General features: G+C 75.3%; 21 protein-coding genes. 13 read left to right on the plus strand and 8 right to left on the minus strand.

All coding sequences use genetic code 11. From position 1 onward, the window contains the following. Positions 1-17: 17 nt before the first annotated feature. Positions 18-2810: an exo-alpha-sialidase gene (locus tag ACLQ22_RS16650; protein WP_425693093.1), complete on the minus strand. Its 2793-nt coding sequence runs from the start codon at positions 2808-2810 to the stop codon at positions 18-20. A gap of 171 nt (positions 2811-2981) precedes the next feature. Here ACLQ22_RS16650 and ACLQ22_RS16655 point away from each other — a divergent pair, with 171 nt between their 5' ends. The 4 genes from ACLQ22_RS16655 (at position 2982) to ACLQ22_RS16670 (ending at position 5561) form a co-directional block, all read left to right on the plus strand. Next, the gene (locus ACLQ22_RS16655) at positions 2982-3794 is read left to right on the plus strand and encodes an SDR family oxidoreductase (RefSeq protein WP_425693094.1); all 813 of its coding nucleotides are present in this window, start codon (positions 2982-2984) and stop codon (positions 3792-3794) included. A 176-nt stretch (positions 3795-3970) separates the two neighbouring features. Beyond that, positions 3971-4870 carry a pentapeptide repeat-containing protein gene (locus ACLQ22_RS16660; protein WP_425693095.1) on the plus strand — a complete coding sequence of 300 codons (900 nt, stop codon included), beginning with the start codon at positions 3971-3973 and terminating at the stop codon, positions 4868-4870. A gap of 175 nt (positions 4871-5045) precedes the next feature. Beyond that, a complete protein-coding gene (locus ACLQ22_RS16665; RefSeq protein WP_121398426.1) occupies positions 5046-5282 on the plus strand; it encodes a preprotein translocase YidC in 237 nt (78 codons plus the stop codon). 48 nt (positions 5283-5330) lie between these two features. After that, entirely contained in the window at positions 5331-5561 is a 231-nt protein-coding gene (locus ACLQ22_RS16670; RefSeq protein WP_121398427.1) for a hypothetical protein, read from the plus strand. A gap of 28 nt (positions 5562-5589) precedes the next feature. Here ACLQ22_RS16670 and rnhA read toward each other — a convergent pair whose 3' ends face one another. Further along, positions 5590-6069 carry a ribonuclease HI gene (rnhA, locus tag ACLQ22_RS16675; RefSeq protein WP_366644096.1) on the minus strand — a complete coding sequence of 160 codons (480 nt, stop codon included), beginning with the start codon at positions 6067-6069 and terminating at the stop codon, positions 5590-5592. A 171-nt stretch (positions 6070-6240) separates the two neighbouring features. Here rnhA and ACLQ22_RS16680 point away from each other — a divergent pair, with 171 nt between their 5' ends. Beyond that, positions 6241-7344 carry a serine hydrolase domain-containing protein gene (locus ACLQ22_RS16680; RefSeq protein ID WP_425693096.1) on the plus strand — a complete coding sequence of 368 codons (1104 nt, stop codon included), beginning with the start codon at positions 6241-6243 and terminating at the stop codon, positions 7342-7344. Between the two features lie 6 nt (positions 7345-7350). Here the strand turns inward: ACLQ22_RS16680 and ACLQ22_RS16685 are convergent, their stop codons facing one another. Continuing rightward, positions 7351-8601 (minus strand): lycopene cyclase family protein, encoded by a 1251-nt coding sequence (locus tag ACLQ22_RS16685; RefSeq protein WP_425693097.1) that lies wholly within the window; start codon positions 8599-8601, stop codon positions 7351-7353. Positions 8602-8746: 145 nt separating this feature from the next. On the opposite strand from ACLQ22_RS16685, the gene ACLQ22_RS16690 reads away from it, so the two are divergent. Both ACLQ22_RS16690 and ACLQ22_RS16695 read left to right on the plus strand, forming a co-directional pair. Next, complete coding sequence (locus ACLQ22_RS16690; protein ID WP_425693098.1) at positions 8747-9856, plus strand: serpin family protein; 1110 nt, start codon at positions 8747-8749, stop codon at positions 9854-9856. A 47-nt stretch (positions 9857-9903) separates the two neighbouring features. Next, positions 9904-10731 carry an inositol monophosphatase family protein gene (locus ACLQ22_RS16695; protein WP_425693099.1) on the plus strand — a complete coding sequence of 276 codons (828 nt, stop codon included), beginning with the start codon at positions 9904-9906 and terminating at the stop codon, positions 10729-10731. 67 nt (positions 10732-10798) lie between these two features. Here ACLQ22_RS16695 and ACLQ22_RS16700 read toward each other — a convergent pair whose 3' ends face one another. Both ACLQ22_RS16700 and ACLQ22_RS16705 read right to left on the minus strand, forming a co-directional pair. Next, positions 10799-11335 (minus strand): GNAT family N-acetyltransferase, encoded by a 537-nt coding sequence (locus ACLQ22_RS16700; RefSeq protein WP_425693100.1) that lies wholly within the window; start codon positions 11333-11335, stop codon positions 10799-10801. Between the two features lie 55 nt (positions 11336-11390). After that, the gene (locus ACLQ22_RS16705) at positions 11391-11726 is read right to left on the minus strand and encodes a winged helix-turn-helix transcriptional regulator (protein ID WP_132239631.1); all 336 of its coding nucleotides are present in this window, start codon (positions 11724-11726) and stop codon (positions 11391-11393) included. A 142-nt stretch (positions 11727-11868) separates the two neighbouring features. Here ACLQ22_RS16705 and ACLQ22_RS16710 point away from each other — a divergent pair, with 142 nt between their 5' ends. The 6 genes from ACLQ22_RS16710 to ACLQ22_RS16735 all read left to right on the plus strand — a co-directional run bounded on the left by ACLQ22_RS16710 (position 11869) and on the right by ACLQ22_RS16735 (position 17384). After that, positions 11869-12753 (plus strand): NAD(P)-dependent oxidoreductase, encoded by an 885-nt coding sequence (locus tag ACLQ22_RS16710; RefSeq protein WP_425693101.1) that lies wholly within the window; start codon positions 11869-11871, stop codon positions 12751-12753. Next, a complete protein-coding gene (locus ACLQ22_RS16715) occupies positions 12750-13640 on the plus strand; it encodes an NAD(P)-dependent oxidoreductase (RefSeq protein WP_425693102.1) in 891 nt (296 codons plus the stop codon). The genes ACLQ22_RS16710 and ACLQ22_RS16715 overlap by 4 nt, the downstream gene beginning before the upstream one ends. Before the next feature lie 111 nt (positions 13641-13751). Beyond that, positions 13752-14591, plus strand: a complete 840-nt coding sequence (locus tag ACLQ22_RS16720) for an ArsR/SmtB family transcription factor (RefSeq protein ID WP_425693103.1) — start codon at positions 13752-13754, stop codon at positions 14589-14591. Positions 14592-14999: 408 nt separating this feature from the next. After that, positions 15000-15488 (plus strand): hypothetical protein, encoded by a 489-nt coding sequence (locus tag ACLQ22_RS16725; RefSeq protein WP_121398434.1) that lies wholly within the window; start codon positions 15000-15002, stop codon positions 15486-15488. A 111-nt stretch (positions 15489-15599) separates the two neighbouring features. After that, positions 15600-16217 carry a class F sortase gene (locus tag ACLQ22_RS16730; RefSeq protein WP_425693104.1) on the plus strand — a complete coding sequence of 206 codons (618 nt, stop codon included), beginning with the start codon at positions 15600-15602 and terminating at the stop codon, positions 16215-16217. A gap of 63 nt (positions 16218-16280) precedes the next feature. Continuing rightward, positions 16281-17384, plus strand: coding sequence for a magnesium and cobalt transport protein CorA (locus tag ACLQ22_RS16735; RefSeq protein ID WP_425693105.1), 1104 nt, complete (start codon positions 16281-16283; stop codon positions 17382-17384). Between the two features lie 6 nt (positions 17385-17390). Here ACLQ22_RS16735 and ACLQ22_RS16740 read toward each other — a convergent pair whose 3' ends face one another. The 3 genes from ACLQ22_RS16740 to ACLQ22_RS16750 all read right to left on the minus strand — a co-directional run bounded on the left by ACLQ22_RS16740 (position 17391) and on the right by ACLQ22_RS16750 (position 21542). After that, the gene (locus ACLQ22_RS16740) at positions 17391-19547 is read right to left on the minus strand and encodes a N,N-dimethylformamidase beta subunit family domain-containing protein (RefSeq protein ID WP_425693106.1); all 2157 of its coding nucleotides are present in this window, start codon (positions 19545-19547) and stop codon (positions 17391-17393) included. A 271-nt stretch (positions 19548-19818) separates the two neighbouring features. Continuing rightward, positions 19819-21285, minus strand: coding sequence for an NAD(P)/FAD-dependent oxidoreductase (locus ACLQ22_RS16745; protein ID WP_425693107.1), 1467 nt, complete (start codon positions 21283-21285; stop codon positions 19819-19821). Further along, complete coding sequence (locus ACLQ22_RS16750; protein WP_121398439.1) at positions 21282-21542, minus strand: (2Fe-2S)-binding protein; 261 nt, start codon at positions 21540-21542, stop codon at positions 21282-21284. The genes ACLQ22_RS16745 and ACLQ22_RS16750 overlap by 4 nt, the downstream gene beginning before the upstream one ends. Positions 21543-21548: the final 6 nt, after the last annotated feature.

Consider the following 21548-nt stretch of genomic DNA (forward strand, 5'->3'; position numbering starts at 1 on the left):
GCCGATGGTCGCCTGCCTCAGAGCGTGAGCTGCCAGGCGCCGAGACCGTGCGAGGCGGCGTAGAGCACCCGCTCGCCCGGCACGATGGTCAGCCCGGCGACCTCCACGTTCGGCATGCCCCGGGCCGCCTTCACCCAGGTCGTGCTGCCCTTGGCCAGCCGCAGCACGCCGAAGTCGGTGGCCGCGTAGAGGGTGCCGGTGACGTCGTCGCGGACCAGGTCGGTGATCGGCTGGTCGCCGAAGTCGTACGACCGGTCGGTCCAGGTCGCGCCGGCGCCGGCCAGCCGCACCTCGAACGCGTGCCCGGCGGTGGCCGGCGTGTTCGAGTTGAAGCCGCTGTAGGAGACCCACGCCCGGGCCGGGTCGGCCGGGTCGACGTGGACGCTCGTGACGAAGCGGTTCGGCGTGGCGGCGGTGTCGATGCGCGTCCAGGTGACCGCCGACGCCGGCTCGGCGTCGACGTTGCGGGACACGAAGACCCGGCCGGTGCTGGTGGCCGCGTACGCCGTGGACGAGTCGGAGGCGACGCGCTCGACGACCGAGACGGCGCCGCCGGCCCGGTCGCCCCACGCGGCGTCGGTCAGGTTGACCGTGCCCAGCGGCGCGAAGTCGCCGCACTGCGCCTCGAAGGTGCCGGTCCAGGTGTTGCAGATCCGGTCGGCCTCGGCCAGGCTCCGGTCGCCCAGCCCGAACGTCTTCGTCCGGTAGACGGTGCGCGAGGTGCCGGCGAACATCGTGCCGCTGACCTTCGGGTCGGTGATCACCGGGGCGTAGAACAGGGTGCCCGGCTGCCCGAAGATCGGGTCGGAGATCGAGATCCAGCTGCCCACGTCGCCGCCCGCGAAGTTCACCTCGGGCGAGGCGTCGTAGAAGGTGTGGAAGCGGAACTCCGGCCTGCCGACGTCGAAGCCGGAGGCGCCGCCATCACCGATCATCGTGTTGACCCAGCGCCGGCGCTCGCCCTTGTTCTCCCAGGTGCCGTTGTCCTGGGTGCCGCCCTGCAGCAGCCGGTGGTCGTGCGGGCTGGCCGAGAGGCTGATGAACTGCAACGTGTTCATGCCCTTGTTGATGCCGTCCAGCTTCGACGGGATCTTCGACAGCATCTGCCGGCAGCGGTCCTTCTGCGCCTGCGTGGTCAGGTTGCGGTCGGGGTTGTCGCACCAGGCCGAGCGGTCCACGAACTGGCCGCTGGAGCGCATCACGCCGCCGTCGTTGGCCTCGAAGAACTGGTACGGGTTGCGCGGGTTGGTGACCAGGGCGTGCTGGTCGGGGTGCAGGCCGTTGGGGTGCAGCTCGTCGGTGCCGTCGTAGGTCATGTCGGTGCCGCTGACGCCGGCGTCGGTGGAGAGCACCACGGCCCGCTTGTGGGCGACGGTCTCGCCGTAGACGTACGAGCCGCCGGTGTAGACGATGTCGGGGTGCCCGGCCGGGGTGTGCACGAACACGTCGTACCAGCACTGGCCGGTGCACTGGTTGTAGGTGGCGTAGCCCGGGTCGGCCGGGTTGGCGCTGCTCAGGTCGGTGAACGCGGGCGTGGTCCCGGCCACGTCGTCGCTGCGGAACAGCCGCGAGTACGGGTTGCCGAGGTTGCCCTCGTAGACGTACATCCGGGTCTTGCCGTTCGGCAGGGCGGTCACGTCGATCGCGGCCCGGGTCTGGAAGACCGCCGGGTTCAGCGAGGGCTTGATCTGCGTCCAGGTGGCGCCGGCGTCCGCGGAGCGCCAGACCCCCCGGGCGTACGAGGAGGCGTAGACGGTGTTCGCGTCGCGCGGGTCGAGCTTGACGTAGCGCACGCCGCGCGGCGAGCAGGCGGCGGTGTTGTTGTATTCGGCGGCGCTGCCCGTGCACTGCGTCGCGTCGGCCGAGCCGTTGTGGATGAACGTCCAGTTCGCGCCGCCGTCGGACGACTTGTAGAGGCCCCACTTCTCCGCGTCGGGCACGGGCCGGGTGACGCCGGTGCAGCAGGAGCCGGACATGCCGCGCAGGGCGGTGGTGGTGGCGACGTAGAGCGTCTTCGGGTCGCCGGGCTTGATGGTGATCTCACCGATGCCCTTGCCGGCGAGGGCGTCCTTGCCCAGCGGGCCCTTCCAGGTGACGCCGCCGTTGGTCGACTTGTAGAGCCCGACGCCGGCGACGCAGCCGGAGGCGCAGGTGTTCGCCTCGCCGGTGCCGACGTAGATGGTCAGCCCGGTCCTGTCGTTGCGGTCGATCTTGACCGAGCCGGCCGCGTTGATGCCGAGCGGCCCGCCCAGGTAGAACCACTTCGGCTCGGCGGCGAGGACGTTCAGGGTGCCCCAGACGCCGCCGCCGGCCGGCGTGACGTACGCCCGGCAGAGCAGGGCGTTGCAGTCGGGAGCGATGTCGATGGAGGTGACCCGGCCACCCGCGACGTACGCGTTCGGCACGTAGTTGGCGGCGTTGCGGAACTCGGTGAACGGGTAGAGGGCCTCGCTGGGGCCGATGTTCGTCCAGCCCCGGGTGCCGCCGGCGCGCCGCTCGGCGGCGGCGTACGCCGACTTGGAGCGGTCGACCTGGGCGATGCTGATCGTGCCGGCCGGGTACGCGCGCTCCAGGAACTCCTGCTGCGCGGCGTTGCCGGGCCCGTCCGGCGACATGCCGTCGCTGCCCGGCACGGCCTGGCGCAGCCGCTCCATGTGGGCGCCCAGCGCGCCGGGCATCTCACCGTCGCCGGCCGCGGCGACGGGCGTCGGCACCTCGGCGCCGGCGAAGTGGATTCCGACGAGCCCGGTCGACGCCACCAGGGCACCGACCGCCAGTCCTGCGAGCAGATGGCGACGTCTGCGCTTCACGAGATCCCTCCGGCAGATGACGGCGCCACCTCAGCGCGACCCTCCGGATTGCCGACCGCCGCTGGCAGCGTCCACGGTGGAGAATGACAGAGCGCATCGACGCAGACAATCCTCTTCATGGACGGGGATCGACGCGTGGTTGCATTCGCGGGGAACGGGTAGTGCGCCAGCATGCCATCGCGTTACGAGAACTACCCGAGAACCGCCATCGTCACCGGCGCGGACTCCGGCATCGGCCGGGCCTGCGCCGTCGCCCTCGCCGAGGCCGGCTTCGACGTCGGCGTCACCTGGCACCGCGACGCCGAGGGCGGCGAGCGGACCGCCGCCGAGGTACGCGCCGCCGGCCGGCGCTGCGAGGTCGCCGAGCTGGACCTGACCCGGCTGCCGGGCGCCGACGCGGTCGTCGACGAGCTGGCCGACCGGCTCGGCGGCCTCGGCGTGCTCGTCAACAACGCCGGCACTGGGGCGTCCACGCCGTTCGTCGACACCGGCTGGGAGCAGTGGCGCGAGGTGCTCTCCGTCGACCTCGACGGGCCGTTCCTGTGCGGGCAGCGGGCCGCCCGGCGGATGCGGGCCGCGGGGCTGGGCGGGCGGATCGTCAACATCACCAGCGTGCACGAGCACGCGCCCCGGGTCGGCTCGGCCGCGTACTGCGCCGCCAAGGGCGGGCTCGGCCTGCTGACCAAGGTGATGGCGCAGGAGCTGGCCCCGGACGGGATCACCGTCAACGCGGTCGCCCCGGGCGAGATCGCCACCCCGATGACCGGCCAGGAGGACGTCGACCCGTTCACCCAGGAGCGCCCCGGGGTGCCGGTCGGGCGGCCCGGCGACGCGCGGGAGGTGGCCGCCGTGGTCGCGCTGCTCGCCTCGCCCGCCGCCGCGTACGTCACCGGCGCGTCCTGGCCGGTGGACGGCGGCATGCTGATGATGGGCCCGCAGGCCAACGCGCTGGAGTCGCACGACTGGCGTTCGGTGCGGGGCTGAGCGCAGGCGTGGCCCGCGCTGGCAGCGCGGAGCGCGGACGATACGCCGCGGCTCCCCGCGCCCGGGGCGTGGGCCGCGCACCCTGTGGCCCGGTGGCCTCGCGGGGGCGGGACAATGGGAGCCTCCGCCCGCGAGACCGCCGGCGGAAGACCCCGATCGGCAGGAGAACGGTCAGCGTGTCGGAGACTCCCGGGGCGACGTCGCCCGCGGACGGACTGCGCGCCGACTGCGCCCGGTGCTTCGGGCTCTGCTGCGTCGCGCCCGCCTTCTCCGCGTCGGCCGACTTCGCCATCGACAAGCCCGCCGGGCGGCCCTGTCCGAACCTGCGGGCCGACTCGCGCTGCGGCATCCACGCCGACCTGCGCGAGCGGGGTTTCCCCGGCTGCACCGTCTTCGACTGCTTCGGCGCCGGGCAGCGGGTGGCCCAGGTCACCTTCGGCGGGCGGGACTGGCGCGACGCGCCGGAGACCGCGGCGCGCATGTTCGACACGTTCGCGGTGATGCGGCCGCTGCACGAGCTGCTCTGGTATCTGACCGAGGCGCTCGCGACGCGCCCGCCGCAGCCGCTGCGCGACGAGCTGTCCGCCGCGCTCGACGAGACCGAGCGGCTGGCCCGGGAGCCGGCCGGGACGCTGCTGGGGCTCGACGTGGACGCGTACCGGGGACGGGTCAACCCGCTGCTGGCCCGCGCCGGGGACGCGGCCCGGGCCCGGGGCGGCCGGCCCGGCGTGGACCGGCGGGGCGCGCAACTGTTCGGCGTCGACCTGCGCCGGGCCGACCTGCGCCGGGCGAACCTGCGCGGGGCCCTGCTGATCGGCGCCGACCTGCGCGGCGTCGACCTCGGCCTGGCCGACCTCACCGGCGCCGACCTGCGCGGGGCGGACCTGCGCGGCGCGGACCTCTCCGGCGCCCTGTTCCTGCACCAGTCGCAGCTCGACGCGGCCCGGGGCGACCAGCACACCGTCCTACCGCCCGACCGGACGCGCCCCGGCCACTGGTCCCCGCTGTCCCTCACCCCCCTGCGCCGCCCACCCCGCTCCCCCACCCGCCCCACCCGCCCACCCCGCCGCCGCTGACCCACTCTCCCGCCCCACCGCCGCGCCCTCGCCCCGTGCGCCCCGCCCCCGCCCGGACGGGCCTCGCGGCAGGGCCGCCCGGGCGGGCAGAGGCGGGGGCGGGGTGGGGTTTCGGGTGGGGGGTCGCGGGTAGCCGGGGGCGGAACGGCAGCGGCGGACGGCAGGGGAGGCAGCGGTGGGGTATCGGGCGCGCGACGGTGAGCTGCCGGTCGACCCGGCACACGCCGAGGACGAGGCCGGCCAGGCCCGGCTGGTCCAGGTCGAGGCGGACACCGACGTCCCGGCGCCGGACGACACGACGACGAAGCCCGACATCGTCACCGAGGACGACGGGTCGGGCATGGCGGGCGGCGCGTCGGGCACCTCCAGCGGCGGGTCCGGCATGCCGGGCCATCCGGACGCGGCGCGCTGAGCACCGCGAGGCACGTTTGCGGGCAGGCCACGGGGGCAGGAGAGCGGCATGACCGATCAGAACCGTACCGACCGGGCCGCCACCGACGAGCCGGACGGCGCCACCGCCATGCAGGCGTCGCTGCGTCCGCCGGGCGAGTCCCTGCGCAGCACCGACGACACCGGCGACGACTTCGCCGACCTGCCGGCCGAGGACCGGCGCTCGGCCCGGGAGGTCAGCCGCGCCGGCTACGACGTGGACGCCGTGTCCGGCACCACCGACCCGAGCCGCACCGAGTGACCTGACCGCCGGCCCGCCCGCCGGTTCGTCAGCGACCGGCGGGCACCGCCGACGCGCGGGCCTCGGTCATGCCCCGGTTGGCCAGCGCGTCGGCGCGCTCGTTCTCCGGGTGGCCGTTGTGCCCCTTCACCCACAGCCAGGTGACCTCGTGCCGGGCGCACGCGGCCTCCAACCGCTGCCACAGGTCGGCGTTCTTGACCGGCTGCTTCGCGGCCGTCCGCCAGCCGTTGCGCTTCCACGAGGCCAGCCAGCTGGTGATGCCGTTGCGCACGTACGTGCTGTCGGTGTGCAGTTCGACCGTGACCGACCGGGTCAGGCTCTCCAGGGCCTGGATGGCCGCCATCAGCTCCATCCGGTTGTTGGTGGTCGGCGTCGCCTCGCCGCCGCACAGTTCCCGCTCGTGCGCGCCGTAGCGCAGCACCACGCCCCACCCGCCGGGGCCGGGGTTGCCGCTGCACGCCCCGTCGGTCCAGATCTGCACGACCCTGCCGGTCGTCTCGTCCACCATTCCGGCAACCTACCGAATCCGCACCGCCTCCCCCGCCGTCGGGCGGCGGCGCGGCACGGGGCACCTCCCGCGCGTACGCGCCCGACGGTCGGAGGGTCGCCCCACCGGCCGGGCGTGGGGCGGTGGAAAAGGCCGTGACCCGGTTCCCCGCCGCTGGCAGGATGGCCTCCCGTGACGGGGAGCTGTGACGGCCTGCGGGCCGAGGTGCGGGGCAGGATCGACGAGCTGGTGGCCTCCGGCCGCGAGGCCGGCGTGCAGGTGGCCGCCTACCTGCACGGGACGCGGGTGGTGGACGAGGTGGCAGGCGTGGCCGACCGCGCCACGGGCCGGCCGCTCACCTCCGGCACACCGATCTGGAGCGTGTCGACCGGCAAGGGCCTCACCGCGACCGTGGTGCACGTGCTCGCCGAGCGGGGCCTGCTCGACTACGACCTGCGGATCGCCGAGGTGTGGCCGGAGTTCGCCCGCCACGGCAAGGGCGGCATCACCCTGCGACACGTGCTGACCCACACGGCGGGCGTGCCCGCGCTGCCGCCCGACGTCGCCGTCGCCGACGCCACCGACTGGGACCGCATGTGCGGGATCGTCGCCGACAGCGTGCCGCTCTCGGCGCCGGGCGACGTGCTCGCGTACCACGCCTGGACCTTCGGCTGGCTGGTCGGCGAGGTGGTCCGCCGGGTCACCGGCCGGCGCATCTCGCGGGTGCTCGCCGAGGACGTCGCCGGGCCGCTCGGCGTGCCCGGAGAGCTGCTCTTCGGGGTGCCCGAGGCCGACCTGCGCCGGCTGGCCCCGGTCGCCGACCGCAACCTCTCGGCCCTGCTGGCCTGGGCCGCCGCCAACCTGCCGAACTTCGACCGGGTCGCCCCGCCCGGTCTCCGACCGGACGCCTCCGTCGGCACCCGGGACGAGTTCCTCCGCGCCGACGTTCCGGCCACCGGGACGATGTCCGCCCGGGCCGTCGCCCGGATGTTCGCCGCGCTGATCGGCGAGGTCGACGGCGTACGCCTGATCTCGCCCGAGCGGCTGCGCGAGGTCAGCGCCGTCGCGGTGCGCGGCACGGAGTGGGTCTTCGGCCGGGAGGCGAGCTTCGGGCTGGGCTACGCGGTCGAGCCGGACGGCGCGTTCGGCTCCGCGGGCAGCGGCGGCAGCCTCGCGTACGCCTATCCGGACCTCGGCCTGACCGTGGCCGCGACGAAGACGCTGCTCGGCGCCGGCGACGGCGACCCGATGGAGGAGTTGCGCGTCCTGATCCGCGACGCCGTCCGCGCCGGCTGAGGCGGCTCAGCCGTCGGCGTCGGCCCGGTCGCCGACCACCGGTCGCGGGACCGTCCAGGTCGCCGCCCGACGGGTCGGGTCGAGGCGGTCGCGGAGCCGGGCCACGGCGTCGCCGGCGGTGGCGGCGACCATCGGCCGCAGCCGGGTGGAGCTCATCAGCGCCACCTCCTCCGCCGGGGTGGTCGCGCCGTCGAGGAACCGCAGCACCCGCTCGGCGGGGTTGCGGTCGAAGAGCCGACCGAAGAAGTCCGGGCCGCCGACACCGCCGGCGTCCAGCGCCCGCAGCGCGACCGCGTCCATCCAGCGGTGCCGACGGGGGTACGCGGAAGCGGGCACCGGCGGGCGGCCGGCGGCGAGGGCGCGGGCGACCTGCTCGGCCTGGCGGTGCATGGCGGAGAAGGTGAAGCCGGTGGAGGGTCGGGTGGCGCCGCCGGCCGTGCCGAGGCGGACCACCCGGGGCGAGGGCCGGGCCTCGAACGGGCCATCGGTCATCGGGATCACCCCGTTCTCCACCTCGCGGACGGTCAGCCGGGTCGGGTCGAGGCCGAGCAGGTCCCGGTAGCCGGCCAGCGCCGCGTCGTACCCGGCGTCGGTGAGCAGGTCGGGGCCGAACTCCGTGTACTCCACCAGGGCGTACCGGTCGCTCACCGGCAGGACGTAGCCGAACGACACGCCCCGGGCGGGCTGCGGGGTGCGGAAGTCCATCAAAACGGCCCGTGCCGGGTCGAAGACCGGCGCGGCGGACTCCAGCCACCAGCCCCGGAAGTGCTGGAGCCAGTTGGTGCGCCCGGGTCGCCGGGGCGGCCGGGGTCGGGAGTCCAGCACCCAGGACGCGCGGACGGCCGGCCCGGCGCCGCCGGCGCGTACCGTGACGTGCCCGCCGTCGTCGTGCAGGGCGTCGACGGGCGCGACGATCCGCCGTACCCCGAGCCGCCGCTCGGCCTCGGCAGACCGGTCGTAGACCGGGCCCGAGCGCAGCATGGCGTACCGCAGGGGGGCGAGATCGAGGACGCGGCGGCCGTCGGGTGTCGCCACCTCGACCTGGGGCCAGCTCGCGGCCAGCAGCGGGTCCAGGTCGCTGCCGGGACGGTCCCAGAACGCCCAGGTCCGGTCCTGGCCGCGCCGGTGGACCGGGTCGATGACGGCGACCCGGAGGTCCCGCACCCCGTGCCGGTCCAGGGCGGCGAGGACCAGCGACGCGGCGCCGCCGCCGCCGACCAGCGCCAGGTCGACGTCCAGCGGCGCGGAGGTGTTCACGCCGCCCACGCTGCCACACCGGCCCGGACGCCCGGGCACCGACCGGCCCGGGTCGCGGGGGCATCGGGCGGTCGCCGGGCGGCGGTAGGGTGCCAGCGGTCGCCCCCGGGCGACGGCCACCGTGCAACCGGGAGGACGCCTGCCGATGAGCATCACCGCCGCCAACGCGCTCACCGCCCGTTGGGCGTCCACGGTGGACGCCGGGCAGACGGTCGTCTCCGGCGCCGGCGTCTATCCGCTGCTGGCGCTGCTCGCCCGCTACGCGACCGGTCCGGCCCGCGACGAACTGCTGGCGGTCGCGCCGGAGCCGGCCCGGTCCGACCTGGACCGCTCCCCCACCACCCGGCTCGCGCTCGCCGCCTGGGCGCGGCGGGACCTGCCGCTGACCGACCGCTGGTCGCGCGAGGTGCCGGCGGCCATGCGCGGGGAGCTGACCGGTGATCCGGCGCGCGACGGGGCGGCCCTCGACGAGTGGGCCGCCACCCACACCGACGGCCTGGTCCCCCGGATGCCGGTGCGGGTCACCCCGACGACGGCGATGGTCCTGGCCAGCGCGCTGTCGCTGCGAACCGGGTGGGCCGCGCCGTTCCGCGACGCCTGGTGCCAGCCGTCCGCCGGGCCGTGGCACGGTCGCCGGCTCGCCGGGCTGAGCCGGACGAGCTACGACCTCGACGCGCTGCGGGCCGCCGACACCCCCGCCGGCCCGCTCAGCCTGCTGACCGTGCGGGGCGCCGAGGACGTCGACGTGGTGCTCGCCCTGGGCGCGCCGCAGCACGGGGCGGCGGAGGTGCTGCCGGCCGCCGTCGGCGCGCTCGAGGCGCCGGCCGCGCTGCCGATCGCCGCCGGCCCCGGCGTCGACGAGCAGGTCGTCGACGCCCTCGACGACCGGCCGGAACTGCTCGTCCGCACCGTGGCCTTCACCGCCTCCGCCGACCACGACCTGCTGGAGCGGGCCGCGCTGTTCGGCCTGTCCACCGCGGCCGGCGACGGCGACCACTTCCCCGGCATCTCCCGGCTCCTGGCGGTCTCGCAGGCGCGGCAGAGCGCCACGGCCACCTTCAGCGCGACGGGTTTCCGCGCCGCCGTGGTCACCGCCGTCGCCACGCGGGCGGGTTCCGCCCGCCCGCGGCTCACCGCCCGCAGGCGGCGGGTACGTTTCGACGTCGACCGGCCCTTCGGCTTCCTCGCCGTGCACCGGCCCACCGGGCTGGTGCTGCTCGCCGGCTGGGTGACCGATCCCGACCCTCGCGGCTGAGCACCGGGCGCGCCGCCGATTCCGCCGGCCTCGGCTACCGTTCGGCCATGATCCTCACCGACCCGGAACTGGCCATCGTCGCGGCGGAGGCGGGCGCGGCTGTCGTCCGGGCCCGGTTCGGCGGGCCGCTGGAACGGTTCGACAAGTCGCCCGGTGACTTCGCCACCGCCGCCGACCTCGAGTCGGAGCGGGCCGTCCTCGACGTGCTGCGCCGCGCCCGGCCGCACGACGCCGTGTTGGGCGAGGAGAGCGGGCACACCGGTTCCCGGTCGGCCGACCGGACCTGGCTGGTCGACCCGCTGTGCGGCACGCTGAACTACGCGGCGAGCACCCCGCTGGTCGCGGTGAACGTGGCGCTGCGCACCGGTCCGGAGGTCACCGCCGCCGCGATCGCCGAGCCGTTCGCCGGGGAGGTGTTCTGGTTCGGGGACGGCAGGGCGGCCCAGATCCGTCGCGACGGCGTCGACGAGCCCCTCGCGCCGTCGGCCAGCTCCCGGCTGGTGGACGTCAACCTCGACCCGCCGTTCCCGAACGCCCCCGCGTTCCGGGCGACCGGGATGCTCGCGGACGCGGAGTTCGCCGCGCGGTTCGGGCCACGGGTGCTCTCCACCACGCTGGCCGTCGCGTGGGTCGCCGCCGGTCGACGGGCCGCGTACGTCACCGACGGGGACCTCCGCGACAGCGTGCACTTCGCCGGCGGTATCGCCCTGTGTCAGGCGGCCGGGTGCGTGGTGACCGGGCTGCGGGGGCAGCCCCCGCACACCGGCGTGGGCGGTCTCATCGTGGCGGCGGACGCGGAGACGCACGCCGCCCTGCTGGCCGTCGTCGACCGGCAGTTCCGGGGGGCGCCGGAGCGAACGGCGGCCCGGCCCTGAGCGGCGCCGCCGGCCAGCGACGCGCTGGTGATCAGCGGCCGGCCGACCGGGGCCTGCCGCCCGACGCTCAGCGGTCCCCGGCCCGCTTGCGGTAGACGACCTGCCGGCGCAGCGGACCGGAGTCGACCTCCGGGTCGTCGAAGTCGTCGGCCGGATCGGTGGTCATGCCCAGGCGACGCATCACCGCCTGCGAGCGCAGGTTGGTCGCGGTGGTGATGGCCAGGATCTCCGGCAGCCCGACGGTGTCGAAGCCGTACCGCAGGACGGCCCGGGCCGCCTCGGTGGCGTAGCCGTGACCCCAGGCGGAGCGGGCGAGCCGCCAGCCCGCCTCCACGCCGGTGACCGGCACACCCTCGTCGACCCGGTCCAGGCCGGCGAAGCCGACGAACGCGCCGCCGGCGCGGACCTCGACGGCCCAGAAGCCGTAGCCGAGCCGGTCGAGGTCGGCCTGGAACGCGCGCGCCGAGGCGGCGGCCTGCTCGGCGGTAAGCAGCGGGCCGAGGTGCTCGCGCACCTCCGGATCGGCGTTCATCGCGGCCCACGGCGAGAGGTCGGACTCCCGCCAGTCGCGCAGCAGCAGCCGTTCGGTCCTGATCTCCGTCACCGCGCGACCCTATGCGCCGGGCAGCCGCCGGGGCACGCGGATTCGCGCCGGCCGGTCAGTCCCGGGGGATGGCCTCGATGGTCGCCATGTTCCGCTCGCCCCAGTCGCCGAGTGGCATCAGCGCCTCGTTGAGGGACCGGCCGAAGTCGGTCAGCGAGTATTCCACCTTGGGCGGGACCTGCCGGTAGACCTCACGGTGCACAAGGCCGTACGCCTCCATCTCGCGCAGTTGCTGGATCAGCATCTTCTCGCTGATCCCGGTGATCCCCCGGCGCACCTCGGCGAAGCGGCGGGGGCCCCCGTCCAGCTCCCACAGGATCAGCGCCTTCCACTTGCCGCCCACGACGTCGATCGCGGCGTCGAGCCCGCACGTGTAGGTCCGCTTCTTCACGTCGCCCCGCTCTCACTTACCAAAAGGTAAGTACCTGAGGAAATAGTCGGTACTTGATGCTTCGCGCGTACGGAAACAGGATGGGACCGGCCCGGCGGCACGCGCAAGGGCCGAGCCGCCCCATCCACGAAGGAGCATTTCCGTGACCGACCGCGATCTGTCCCCGGTGACCGTGCTGGGCCTCGGGCCGATGGGCCGGGCCCTCGCCGGCGCGCTGCTGGCCGCCGGCCACCCGACCACCGTCTGGAACCGCACGGCCGCCCGGGCCGATCCCCTCGTCGCACGTGGCGCCCGGCGCGCGCCGACCGTGGCGGAGGCCGTCCGCGCAAGCCCGCTGGTGCTCGCCTGCGTCATCGACTACGCCGCCGTCCGCGCTGTCGTCGAGCCCGCGGTCGAAGCCCTCGCCGGGCGCACCCTGGTGAACCTGACCGCCGACACCCCGCAGCGGGCCCGGGCGATGGCGGCCTGGGCCGCCAGGCAGGGTGTCGACTACCTCGACGGCGCGATCATGACCCCGGCCCCCACCATCGGCGGGTCCGCGGCGCTGGTGCTCTACAGCGGGCCCGAACGGGTCTGGCACGCCCACCGGGACACCCTGCGGAGCCTGGGCGGCTCCGCCGACTGGCTGGGCGCGGACCCGGCTCGTGCGGCCGCCCACGACGTGGCGCTGCTCGACGTGTTCTGGACCGCCATGAGCGGCATCGCGCACGCCTTCGCCCTGGCCCGGGCGGAGGGGATCACGGCGACCGAGCTTGCGCCGTACGCCAAGGGGATCTCGGGCCTGCTGCCCGACCTCGTCGACGACCTGGCCGGGCGGATCGACGTCGGGAACCACACCGCCGACGTCTCCACCATCGCCTCCGCCGCCGCCACCATGGCGCACATCGTCGAGGCGGCCGAGGGGCACGGCATCGACACCAGCACGCTCCGGGCGGCCAACGCCGTCGCCGCCCGCGCGGTGGACGCCGGGCACGGTGCCGACGACTTCTCCCGGCTGGTCCGGGTGTACGCGGAGGCGGCCGCGTGAGCGCCCCGCGCCACCGGCCCGTCGCCGTGCTCGGGCTCGGCGCGATGGGCAGGGCCCTGGCCGGCGCGCTGCTCGCCGCCGGGCACCCCACGACCGTGTGGAACCGGTCGCCGGAGCGCTCCGCCGCGCTGGCCGGGGCGGGAGCGGACGTGGCCGGCTCCGCTGCCGAGGCGGTCGCGGCGGGCGAACTGGTCGTGGTGTGCCTGCTCGACGACGACGTCACCCGTCGGGTGCTCGAACAGGCGGCGCCGGCCCTGGCCGGGCGGACGGTGGTGAACCTGACCAACGGCACCCCCGAGCAGGCCCGCCGGCTCGCGGAGTGGGTGACCGCGCGGGGCGCCAGGTACGTCGACGGCGGCATCATGGCCGTTCCGTTCATGATCGGCCAGCCCGGCGCGTTCGTGCTCTACAGCGGCGCGGAGGACGCCTTCCTCGACTGGCGGGACACCCTCGCGGTGTTCGGCGACGTCCACTGGCTCGGCGCCGACTCCGGTCGGGCGGCCGTGCACGACCTGGCCCTGCTCGCCGCCATGTACGGCATGTTCGGTGGATTCCTGCACGCCACGGCGATGATCCGCGCGGCCGGCACGCCGGCGGGCCAGTTCGCGCCGATGGTGACCGGGTGGCTGACCGCCATGCTCGGGGAGTTGCCCGCCATGGCGGCGGCCGTCGACTCGGGCGAGCACGACGCCGACGGGTCCTCCCTGGGGATGCAGGCCGCCAGCTTCGGCAACCTGCTGGCAGCCTGCCGGGACCTGGGGGTCGACGCCGGGCTGATGCGCCCGGTACGTGACCTGCTGGACGAGGCGGTCGCCCGGGGCCACGGCGAGGAGGGCGTCTCCGCGCTGGTGGGGCTGCTGCACGACGACGCCGGTCGCCCGGCCTGACCGCCCCCGCCGCCCCCCTGACGGGTGGATGCGGCGACATGCTGGACATGCAGTCGTCCGGTTGCCTAATCTGACAGGCAGCCGGACGGCTGCGTGTGCGAGGTGGGCAGGGTGGACGACGTGTTCCGGGCGCTGGCCGACGCGAGTCGGCGCCGGCTCCTCGACGACCTCAACCGGCGCGACGGGCAGAGCCTGCGCGAGCTGTGCGCCGGGCTCGACATGACCCGGCAGTCGGTCAGCAAGCACCTGGCGGTGCTTTCGGCGGCCAACCTGGTGACCACCGTGCGACGCGGCCGGGAGAAGCTGCACTACCTCAACCCCGTCCCGATCAACGCCGTCGCCGAACGATGGATCGACCGTTACGACCGCGAGCGGGTGCGCGCACTCGCCGACCTACGGACAGCGCTGGAGCGGGAGCCGATGGACAGTCCCACCTTCGTCTACACCACCTACGTCAACACCACCCCCGAGAGGCTCTGGGCCGCGCTGACCGAGCCGGCGTTCACCCGCCGCTACTGGGGCGGCGTCGCGCTGCGCTCCGACTGGAGGGTCGGCTCCCCCGTGCTGTGGCAGGACGAGCCGGGCGGCGAGTTCCGCGACCTCGGCCAGCGCGTCCTGGTCGCCGAGCCGTTCCGCCGGCTCTCCTACAGCTGGCACGGCTTCCAGCCGGAGCACGCCGCGCACTTCGGCTGGTCCGACGAGGAGTTGGCGGCCCGGCTCCGCGAGCGGAGGTCCCGGGTCACCTTCGACATCGCCCCGTACGGCGAGTTCGTCAAGTTGACCGTCACCCACGAGGACTTCTCCCCGGGCAGCGAGATGTACCGGGCCGTCAGCGGTCAACTCGACGGCGGTGGCGGCTGGCCGGAGCTGCTGGCCAGCCTCAAGTCGCTGCTGGAGACCGGGGAGCCGCTGCCCGAGCCGCGCCCGGAGAGCGCCACCGCGCAGGGCTGAGCACCTCGTCGCGCACGCGGCCGGCACCGGCGGACCCGCTGCCGGGCGACCGGAACGGCGGCGCGTCCTGCCCTGAGCAAACCGGCCAGGACCGGACCACCGCGGCGGGCCGGGCGCGTACGCGCCCGCCGCCGGGCATCGGTCCCGAGACGGGCCGAGACGGCCCAGCCCCGACAGCACGACCCCGGACGACACCGACCCGGCCAACCCTCGCGGGCGGGCCGTGCCGGCATTTCCGCTGCTCCCTCCGCCTCGCGGGTGGACACGTGACGGCAACGAAGATTTCTCATTTTCACCGGATCGGGGCCCCAACCCTCCTAGGGTTGGTCACACCGGTGCTAGTCACGGAGTTGGCCACCCGAACGACGTCCCACGCAGTCAGCGGACGAAAAGTGAGGGAAGACGCGTATGAAGGCAAAGACAGTTCTCGTATCGGCGGCGCTCGGCGTGGGTCTCGGCACGCTCCTGCTCCCCGGCGCGGCGCTGGCCGACACCGTCGTGTCACCGGCCACCACGCCGGTCGGCGGCACGGTCGTGCTCACCGCGACGACCTGCAACCCGAAGTCCGGCGACGCGATCTTCCGCGTCACCGGCCCCGACCGCGACCAGAACGTCCGGTCCACCACCGCGGCGGCCGGCGGCGGCCTGAGCGCCGAACTCTTCACCGCCGGCTTCACCCTGGGCACCTACACGGTGACCGCGACCTGCGGGGACGGCAGCGCGGCCGGCAGCGCCACGTTCACCGTCACCCCGATCGGCGGGGCCCAGGCCGGCGGCCGCGGCACCGACGACGGGACCGGGGAACTGGCCGCCGGCGGCGCCCTGCTCGGCTCCGCCGCGGGCGGCGCACTGATCCTGGCCCGCCGCCGACGCCACATGGCAGCGGCCACGCTCTGACCGACGGCCCCGCGCCGTCCACTCCTGGAAGCCGTCCATCCCTGCAACGGGTGCCCGCACCGGTGAACCACCGGAGCGGGCACCCGGGCGAACGCGTACGGAGGTGGGATCGTGTCCTGGCGCAGGCCCGGCTGGGCGGTGACGGTCATCGTCCTGCTCGCCACGTCCGGGCTCGGCCTGGTCGCCGCCGGACTGGCGACGACCCCGCCCCGCCCGCCCCGGCCGGGGGCCGCCGCCCCCGCACCGACCCGCTCCGCGCCGTCGGTGCCGCCGCTGCACCGGGCCGAGCCGGTCGACGTGCGGATCCCGGCCATCGACGTACGGGCGCGGATCGTCCCGGTGGGCGCCGACGCCGACGGGCACCTGGAGGTGCCGCCGCTGGACCGGCCCACCCTGGCCGGCTGGTACCGGCACGGTGCCAGCCCCGGCGAGACCGGCAACGCCGTGATCGTCGGGCACGTCGACTCCGCCGCCGGCCCCGCCGTCTTCTTCGACCTCGGCCGGCTGCGGCCCGGCGACACCGTGCGGATCACCCGCGCCGACGCCAGCGTCGCCACCTTCGCCGTCGACGGCGTCGGGTCGTACCCGAAGGACCGCTTCCCCACCGACCTGGTCTACGGGCCCAGCGACGCGACCGGCCTGCGCCTGATCACCTGCGGCGGCCGGTTCGACCGGGACACCGGCAACTACGTCGACAACGTCGTCGTCTTCGCCACCCGGGTGCCGTGACCCCGGACTCGCCGCAGCCGAGTACGGTGTCCGCGCGGATGCGGGCGCGACGGAGGGGGACGGGTGGCTCGTCGGGTGGGAGAACGGGTGAGGCTGTCGGCCGTGTTCGACCGGCTGCTCGGCCGACCGCTGCCCGGGCAGCGCGCGCCGGAGCCCCCACGCTCCAATCCCGACGCCGTGGTCGACTGCGCCGTCTACGTCGACGGGCGGCGCGAGCCCGGCCGCCCCCACTACGCCGACGCATACGCCCGCAGCCGTCGCGGCCGCGACGCCTTCGTCTGGCTGGGCCTGCACGAGCCCGACGCGGCGGTGATGGCGTCCGTCGGCCGCACCTTCGGGCTCGACGAGTTGACCGTCGAGCAGGCCCTCGCCGACGGCCACCGCCCCACGGTGCGCCGCGACGGCGACGTGACCCTGCTGGTGCTGCGCACCGCCCGTTACGTCGAGCACGCCGAGCTGACCGACACCTCTGAGGTGGTCGACACCGGCGACGTGATGGTGCTGCTCGGCGACCGCTTCGCCGTCACGGTGCGGCACGGCGCCGCGGGCGCGCTCACCTGCGTGCGCGCCGACGTCGAGCAGCGCCCGGCGGTGCTCGCGCAGGGCCCGTGGGCGGTCGCGTACGCGGTCTGCGACCGGATGGTCGACCTCTACCTGGAGGTCGCCGGGCACGTCGAGCGGGACCTGGAACGCATCGAGGAGGCCGTGTTCGCCCGCGACCGCTCGGCCGACATCCAGCACGTCTACCAGCTCAAGCGGGAGGTGGTCGAGTTCAGGCGGGCGGTGCAGCCCCTGCAGGCGCCGCTGCGCTCCCTGCTCGACCAGCGGCCCGACAACCCGCCGCGCGGCCTGCACCGGTGGTTCGTCGACGTGGACGCCCGGCTGACCCGGGCGGTGGACCGGGTCGCCGCCTACGACGACCTGCTGAACTCGATCGTGCAGTCCCGGTTGGCGCAGCTGGCGGTGGAGCAGAACAACGACATGCGCAAGATCGCCGCGTGGGCCGCCATCGCCGCCACCCAGACCGGCATCGCCGGGATCTACGGCATGAACTTCGCCAACATGCCGGAGCTGCACTGGCGCTACGGCTACCCCACCGTGCTCGGCCTGATGGCGCTGACCGCGTTCACCCTGCACCGCCTCTTCCGCCGCTCGGGCTGGCTCTGAGCGCCGTCATTCCATCGTGGACGGCTCCGGGATCGCGGGCGCCGGGCTGGTGCGCGGCATCGGGACCTCGGTGGCCCGGACCGCCGGGGCCGACGCCAGCATCCGGTCGAAGACGTTGCGGAACAGCGTCGACATCGCCGGGTCGTCCGCCAGGGCGCCGACGAACGAGATCGAGGACGCGCTGAAGACCAGGGCGCCGCTGGGCCGCTCCAGGAAGACCAGCGCGGCGCCGTGGCCCCCGGGGTTCTCCCCCCGGGCGATGACCTGCGCCGGGGACGCCTCGCCGGCCAGCCCGCGCAGCCCGTCGGTCTCCCAGCCGCTGGCGGCGCCGTTGTAACCCGTGCGGCCGAACCTGCTGCCGACCACCAGGCCCGTGCCGGCCAGCAACGGGTGCTCACGCAGCACCTGGTACGGCGCGTACGTGCCGGCGTCGGTGTAGTTGGTGCCGAGCAGCTGCGAGGCGGGCAGGCCCAGCTCCGTGTAGATGTCGCGCCTGCCGTCCGCGCGGCGGTAGGTGACCACCGTACGGCCGGAGTTGACCTGCACCCGCTCGTACAGGCCGTTGCCGCCCGGATAGATCAGCCGGCCGCCGCCGGCCTGGAAGTTGACCAGGCGCTGGCGCATCGTGTCGGACCAGTACTCCGGATGGCTGCCCAGCACGAGGACCCGGTAGTTGGTGAGCCAGCCGTTGGAGCCGTGCAGGTCGGCGTCCTCGTAGACGTCGAAGTCGAGCCCCTGTCGGGACATCCAGCGGGTCAGCAGCAGATCCGAGAAGAGGGTGTGGTCGCGGATCCCGGGGTCGTCGACGTTCAGCTCCGTCGACGGCCGACGCACGGAGAGGGGGCGCCGGCCGGTCGTGTCCGGGCAGTACTGGCTGTGCCCGCCCCAGCTGTTGTAGGCGTTGTAGGTGAAGGTGGGCAGCAGCACCGCGATCTTGTTGGTGGGGCGGGTCGGCCGCACGAGGAACGGCACGTACCGGTGCAGCCCGTTCGGGCCCTCCAGCCGGGCGGCGTAGAGGCCGGGCTGCCAGTCGGCGGGGACCCGGAACTGCAACCGGTCCGACCACCCGCAGCCGACGCCGAGGAACCCCACCGGCAGCGACTGCACCCCGCCGGTCACGGGCAGCGGTGCCGAGACGACCACGGGGGCGCCGGGGTTGGGCGCCAGCCGCACCATCGACGCGGTGAGCGACGGGAATCCGGTCGACACCGCGATCCGCGCCACCTCGCCCTGCGCCACGCTCGGGGTGTTGGCGTAGCCCTGGAGGGCGGCCTGGGTCTGCACCGTCCAACCGGAACCGACCCTCTTCCCGGTGCCGCTGTTCATCCAGGCGGCCCGCCGGTCGGGGCCGGCGGTGGTGTGGTTGGTCAACCGGTACTGCGCGAGCGCGCCGGTCTGCCGGGCGGTCGCCGCGTCCGGCGGGATCGCGTACAGCGCCCCCTGGCCGGTGAACCACACCCCGTCGTTGAGGAAGAAGTTGCGGAACCCGGAGCCGATCCGCAGGCCCGAACCCGACGCCCAGGTGCCGCCGCCGAGGTGCCGGTGCCAGCGGATGTCGCCGTAGTGGTAGGCGTAGAGGACCCCGGAGGTGTCCGCCTGCAACACCGCGCCGGTGAAGCCGCCACCGATCCGCGCCCCCTGGACCGTCCACGCCCTGCTGACCAGGTCGTACTGGTGCAGGAACAGCTCGCCCGCGGCGTTCTGCCCGTAGAACGCGCCGTGGAACCCGCACAGCCGCGGGTAGCGCTCGAATCCGGCGCCGATCTGCCCGCCGCTGATCCAGGTGCCGGCGCCGGTCGTCGCGTTGGTCAGCCGGTAGCGGTAGTAGTGGACGGTGCCGTCGCCGCGTACGGCGTAGAGCGAGCCGTCGAGCCCACCGAAGACCGCCCGGAACTGGTGCCACCCGGAGCCGATGCGGCGGCCCGAACCGCTCGCCCACCTGAACGCGCCGGTCTGCCAGCCCGTGTGCCGGTACCAGTACAGCGCGCCGTCGGCCTGGATGGCGAAGATGACGCCGTACCCGCCGCCGACCAGGCGGATGAACCGTTGCTGCGGGTCGTAGTGGGGCACGGCGGCCGACGCGCCGGACGGGCCCACCAGCAGCAGCGGCGGCACGGCGGCGGCGATGACGGCACCGTCGCGCAGCAACCGTCGACGTGGCACGCCCCCCAGGTTCGGCATGTTCCCCATGGCGACCCCTCTCCGGCGAGGCGGATGTGCTGGGCAACCTACGGAACCGACGGCGACGGCGTGACCCCGTCGAGCGTCCTCGGCGGAAAATCGGATGATCCGCGAGCACCTGCGACCGGCCGGCCCGCGCCGGTCCCGCCGATCAAGGGATTGACGGAATGCAATTGATAGTTGTCGATCGAGGGGGGGTCGGCGCGGCCGGGCTGCGGGCGGCCCGACCAACGGCGGGCGGCGGGCGCTCCGGTCAGGGCGCGCAGGGCGGCGTGTCGCCGGCCGCGAGGGCGCGCAGCGGGACCGGCTTGACCGGCGCCTGCGCGGTGAACGCCCCGACCTCCTCCGGCCCCCGGCCGGTCAGCGTGCAAATGAGCTGACAGAGGCCCGGCTGGCAGGACCGGCCCTGGCACAGGCCCATCCCGGCGCGGGTCACCAGCTTCACCGCGTTCGCGGTGCCCAGGTGCGGGTTGGCCCGCAGCGCGCGGCGCACGTCACCGGCCCGCACCTCCTCGCAGCGGCAGAGCACGGTGTCGTCGGTGACCAGGCTGCCCAGGGCCGCCCGGTCCGGCGCGAACCGGTCGAGCACCCGGGTGACGAAACGTCGCCGGCGGCGCAGTTCCCGGCGCACCGGGCCGGCCAGCGCGGCGGCCCGACGCTCGTCGAGCAGCCCCAGGTCGCGCAGCACGCCGAGGGCGGCCAGCCGGCCCTCGACCGCCGCCTGCTCGGCACCCGCGACGCCGGTCAGCTCGCCGGCCACCGCGATCCGGGGCACCGAGGTGCGCAACCACTCGTCGTGCCGGACCACCCAGCCGCCCGCGGGCGAGTCCCAGGTCACCGCGCAACCGGCCTGCCGGGCCAGCTCGACGGAGGGGACGAAGCCGTACCCCAGCGCCAGCACGTCGCAGGGCACGTCCCGGTCGGTCCCGGGCACCGGCTGCCCCGTGGCGCCGACCTCGGCGAGGGTCACCCTGCTCAGGTCCGGATCACCGTCGGCACGGCGGACCACCGTGGCGAACCGGACCGGCACCCCCGCCCGGCGCAGCACGCGCAGCGCGCCGAAGCCCTCGGCGATCTTGCCGCCCGCGCCCGCCACGGCGGCCAGCCCGGCCGGTCCGGGCAACAGGTCGCGGCGGCGTTGGATCAGCGCCACCTCGACCACCCGGGCACCGGCGCGCACCAGCTGGGCGGCGACCACCAGCAGCAGCGGATGGCCCCCGGCCAGCACGAACCGGCCGCCCGGCAGCAGGCCCTGCGCCTTGACGAACGTCTGCACGCCGCCCGCCGTGAGCACTCCCGGCAGGGTCCAGCCGGGAAACGGCACCGGCAGGTCGTACGCGCCGGCGGTGAGCAGCACCGCCCGGGGTTCGAGCAGGCGGACCCCGGCCGGGCCGTGCGTGGCGACCCGGTAGCGGCCCGGCGGTGGCTGCTCGCCCGCGTACCCGTCGAGGCCGGCCCGGGTGCCGAGGACGCCCCACACCGTGGTGTCGGCGAGCCACCGGACGCCGGGAGCGGCGGTGGCCTCGGCGAGCAGCGCCCGACCGGCGGAGGACGGCGCGGCCGGCGGGGCGAACCCGGCCGGCGGCCGGCGGTGGATCTGCCCGCCCGGCTGCTCCTGCTCGTCGACGACGGTGACGGCGGCGCCGTGCCGGCCGAGGGTGGCGGCGGCGGCCAGCCCGGCCGGGCCGGCGCCGACCAGCACCACGTCGGGCGCGCTCACCGGGGCACCGCCGTGCGGACCCGCATGTCGGCCCGCACCCGGATCAGGCAGGAACGCTGGCAGGGCACGTCGTCCACGGTGACGACGCACTCGAAGCAGACGCCCATGTTGCAGTAGGGCCCCCGGCGGGCGCCGCCGCGCGTGGTGCCGACGGCCCGCTGCCCGGCGGCGAGCAGCGCGGTGGCCAGCGACTCGCCCGGGTGGGCGGACACCGGCCGCCCGTCCACCTCGATGGTGACCGGCGCGGGCCGGTGCATCACGGT

This window comes from Micromonospora sp. DT178 (assembly GCF_049841695.1).
Taxonomy (GTDB): Bacteria; Actinomycetota; Actinomycetes; order Mycobacteriales; family Micromonosporaceae; genus Micromonospora.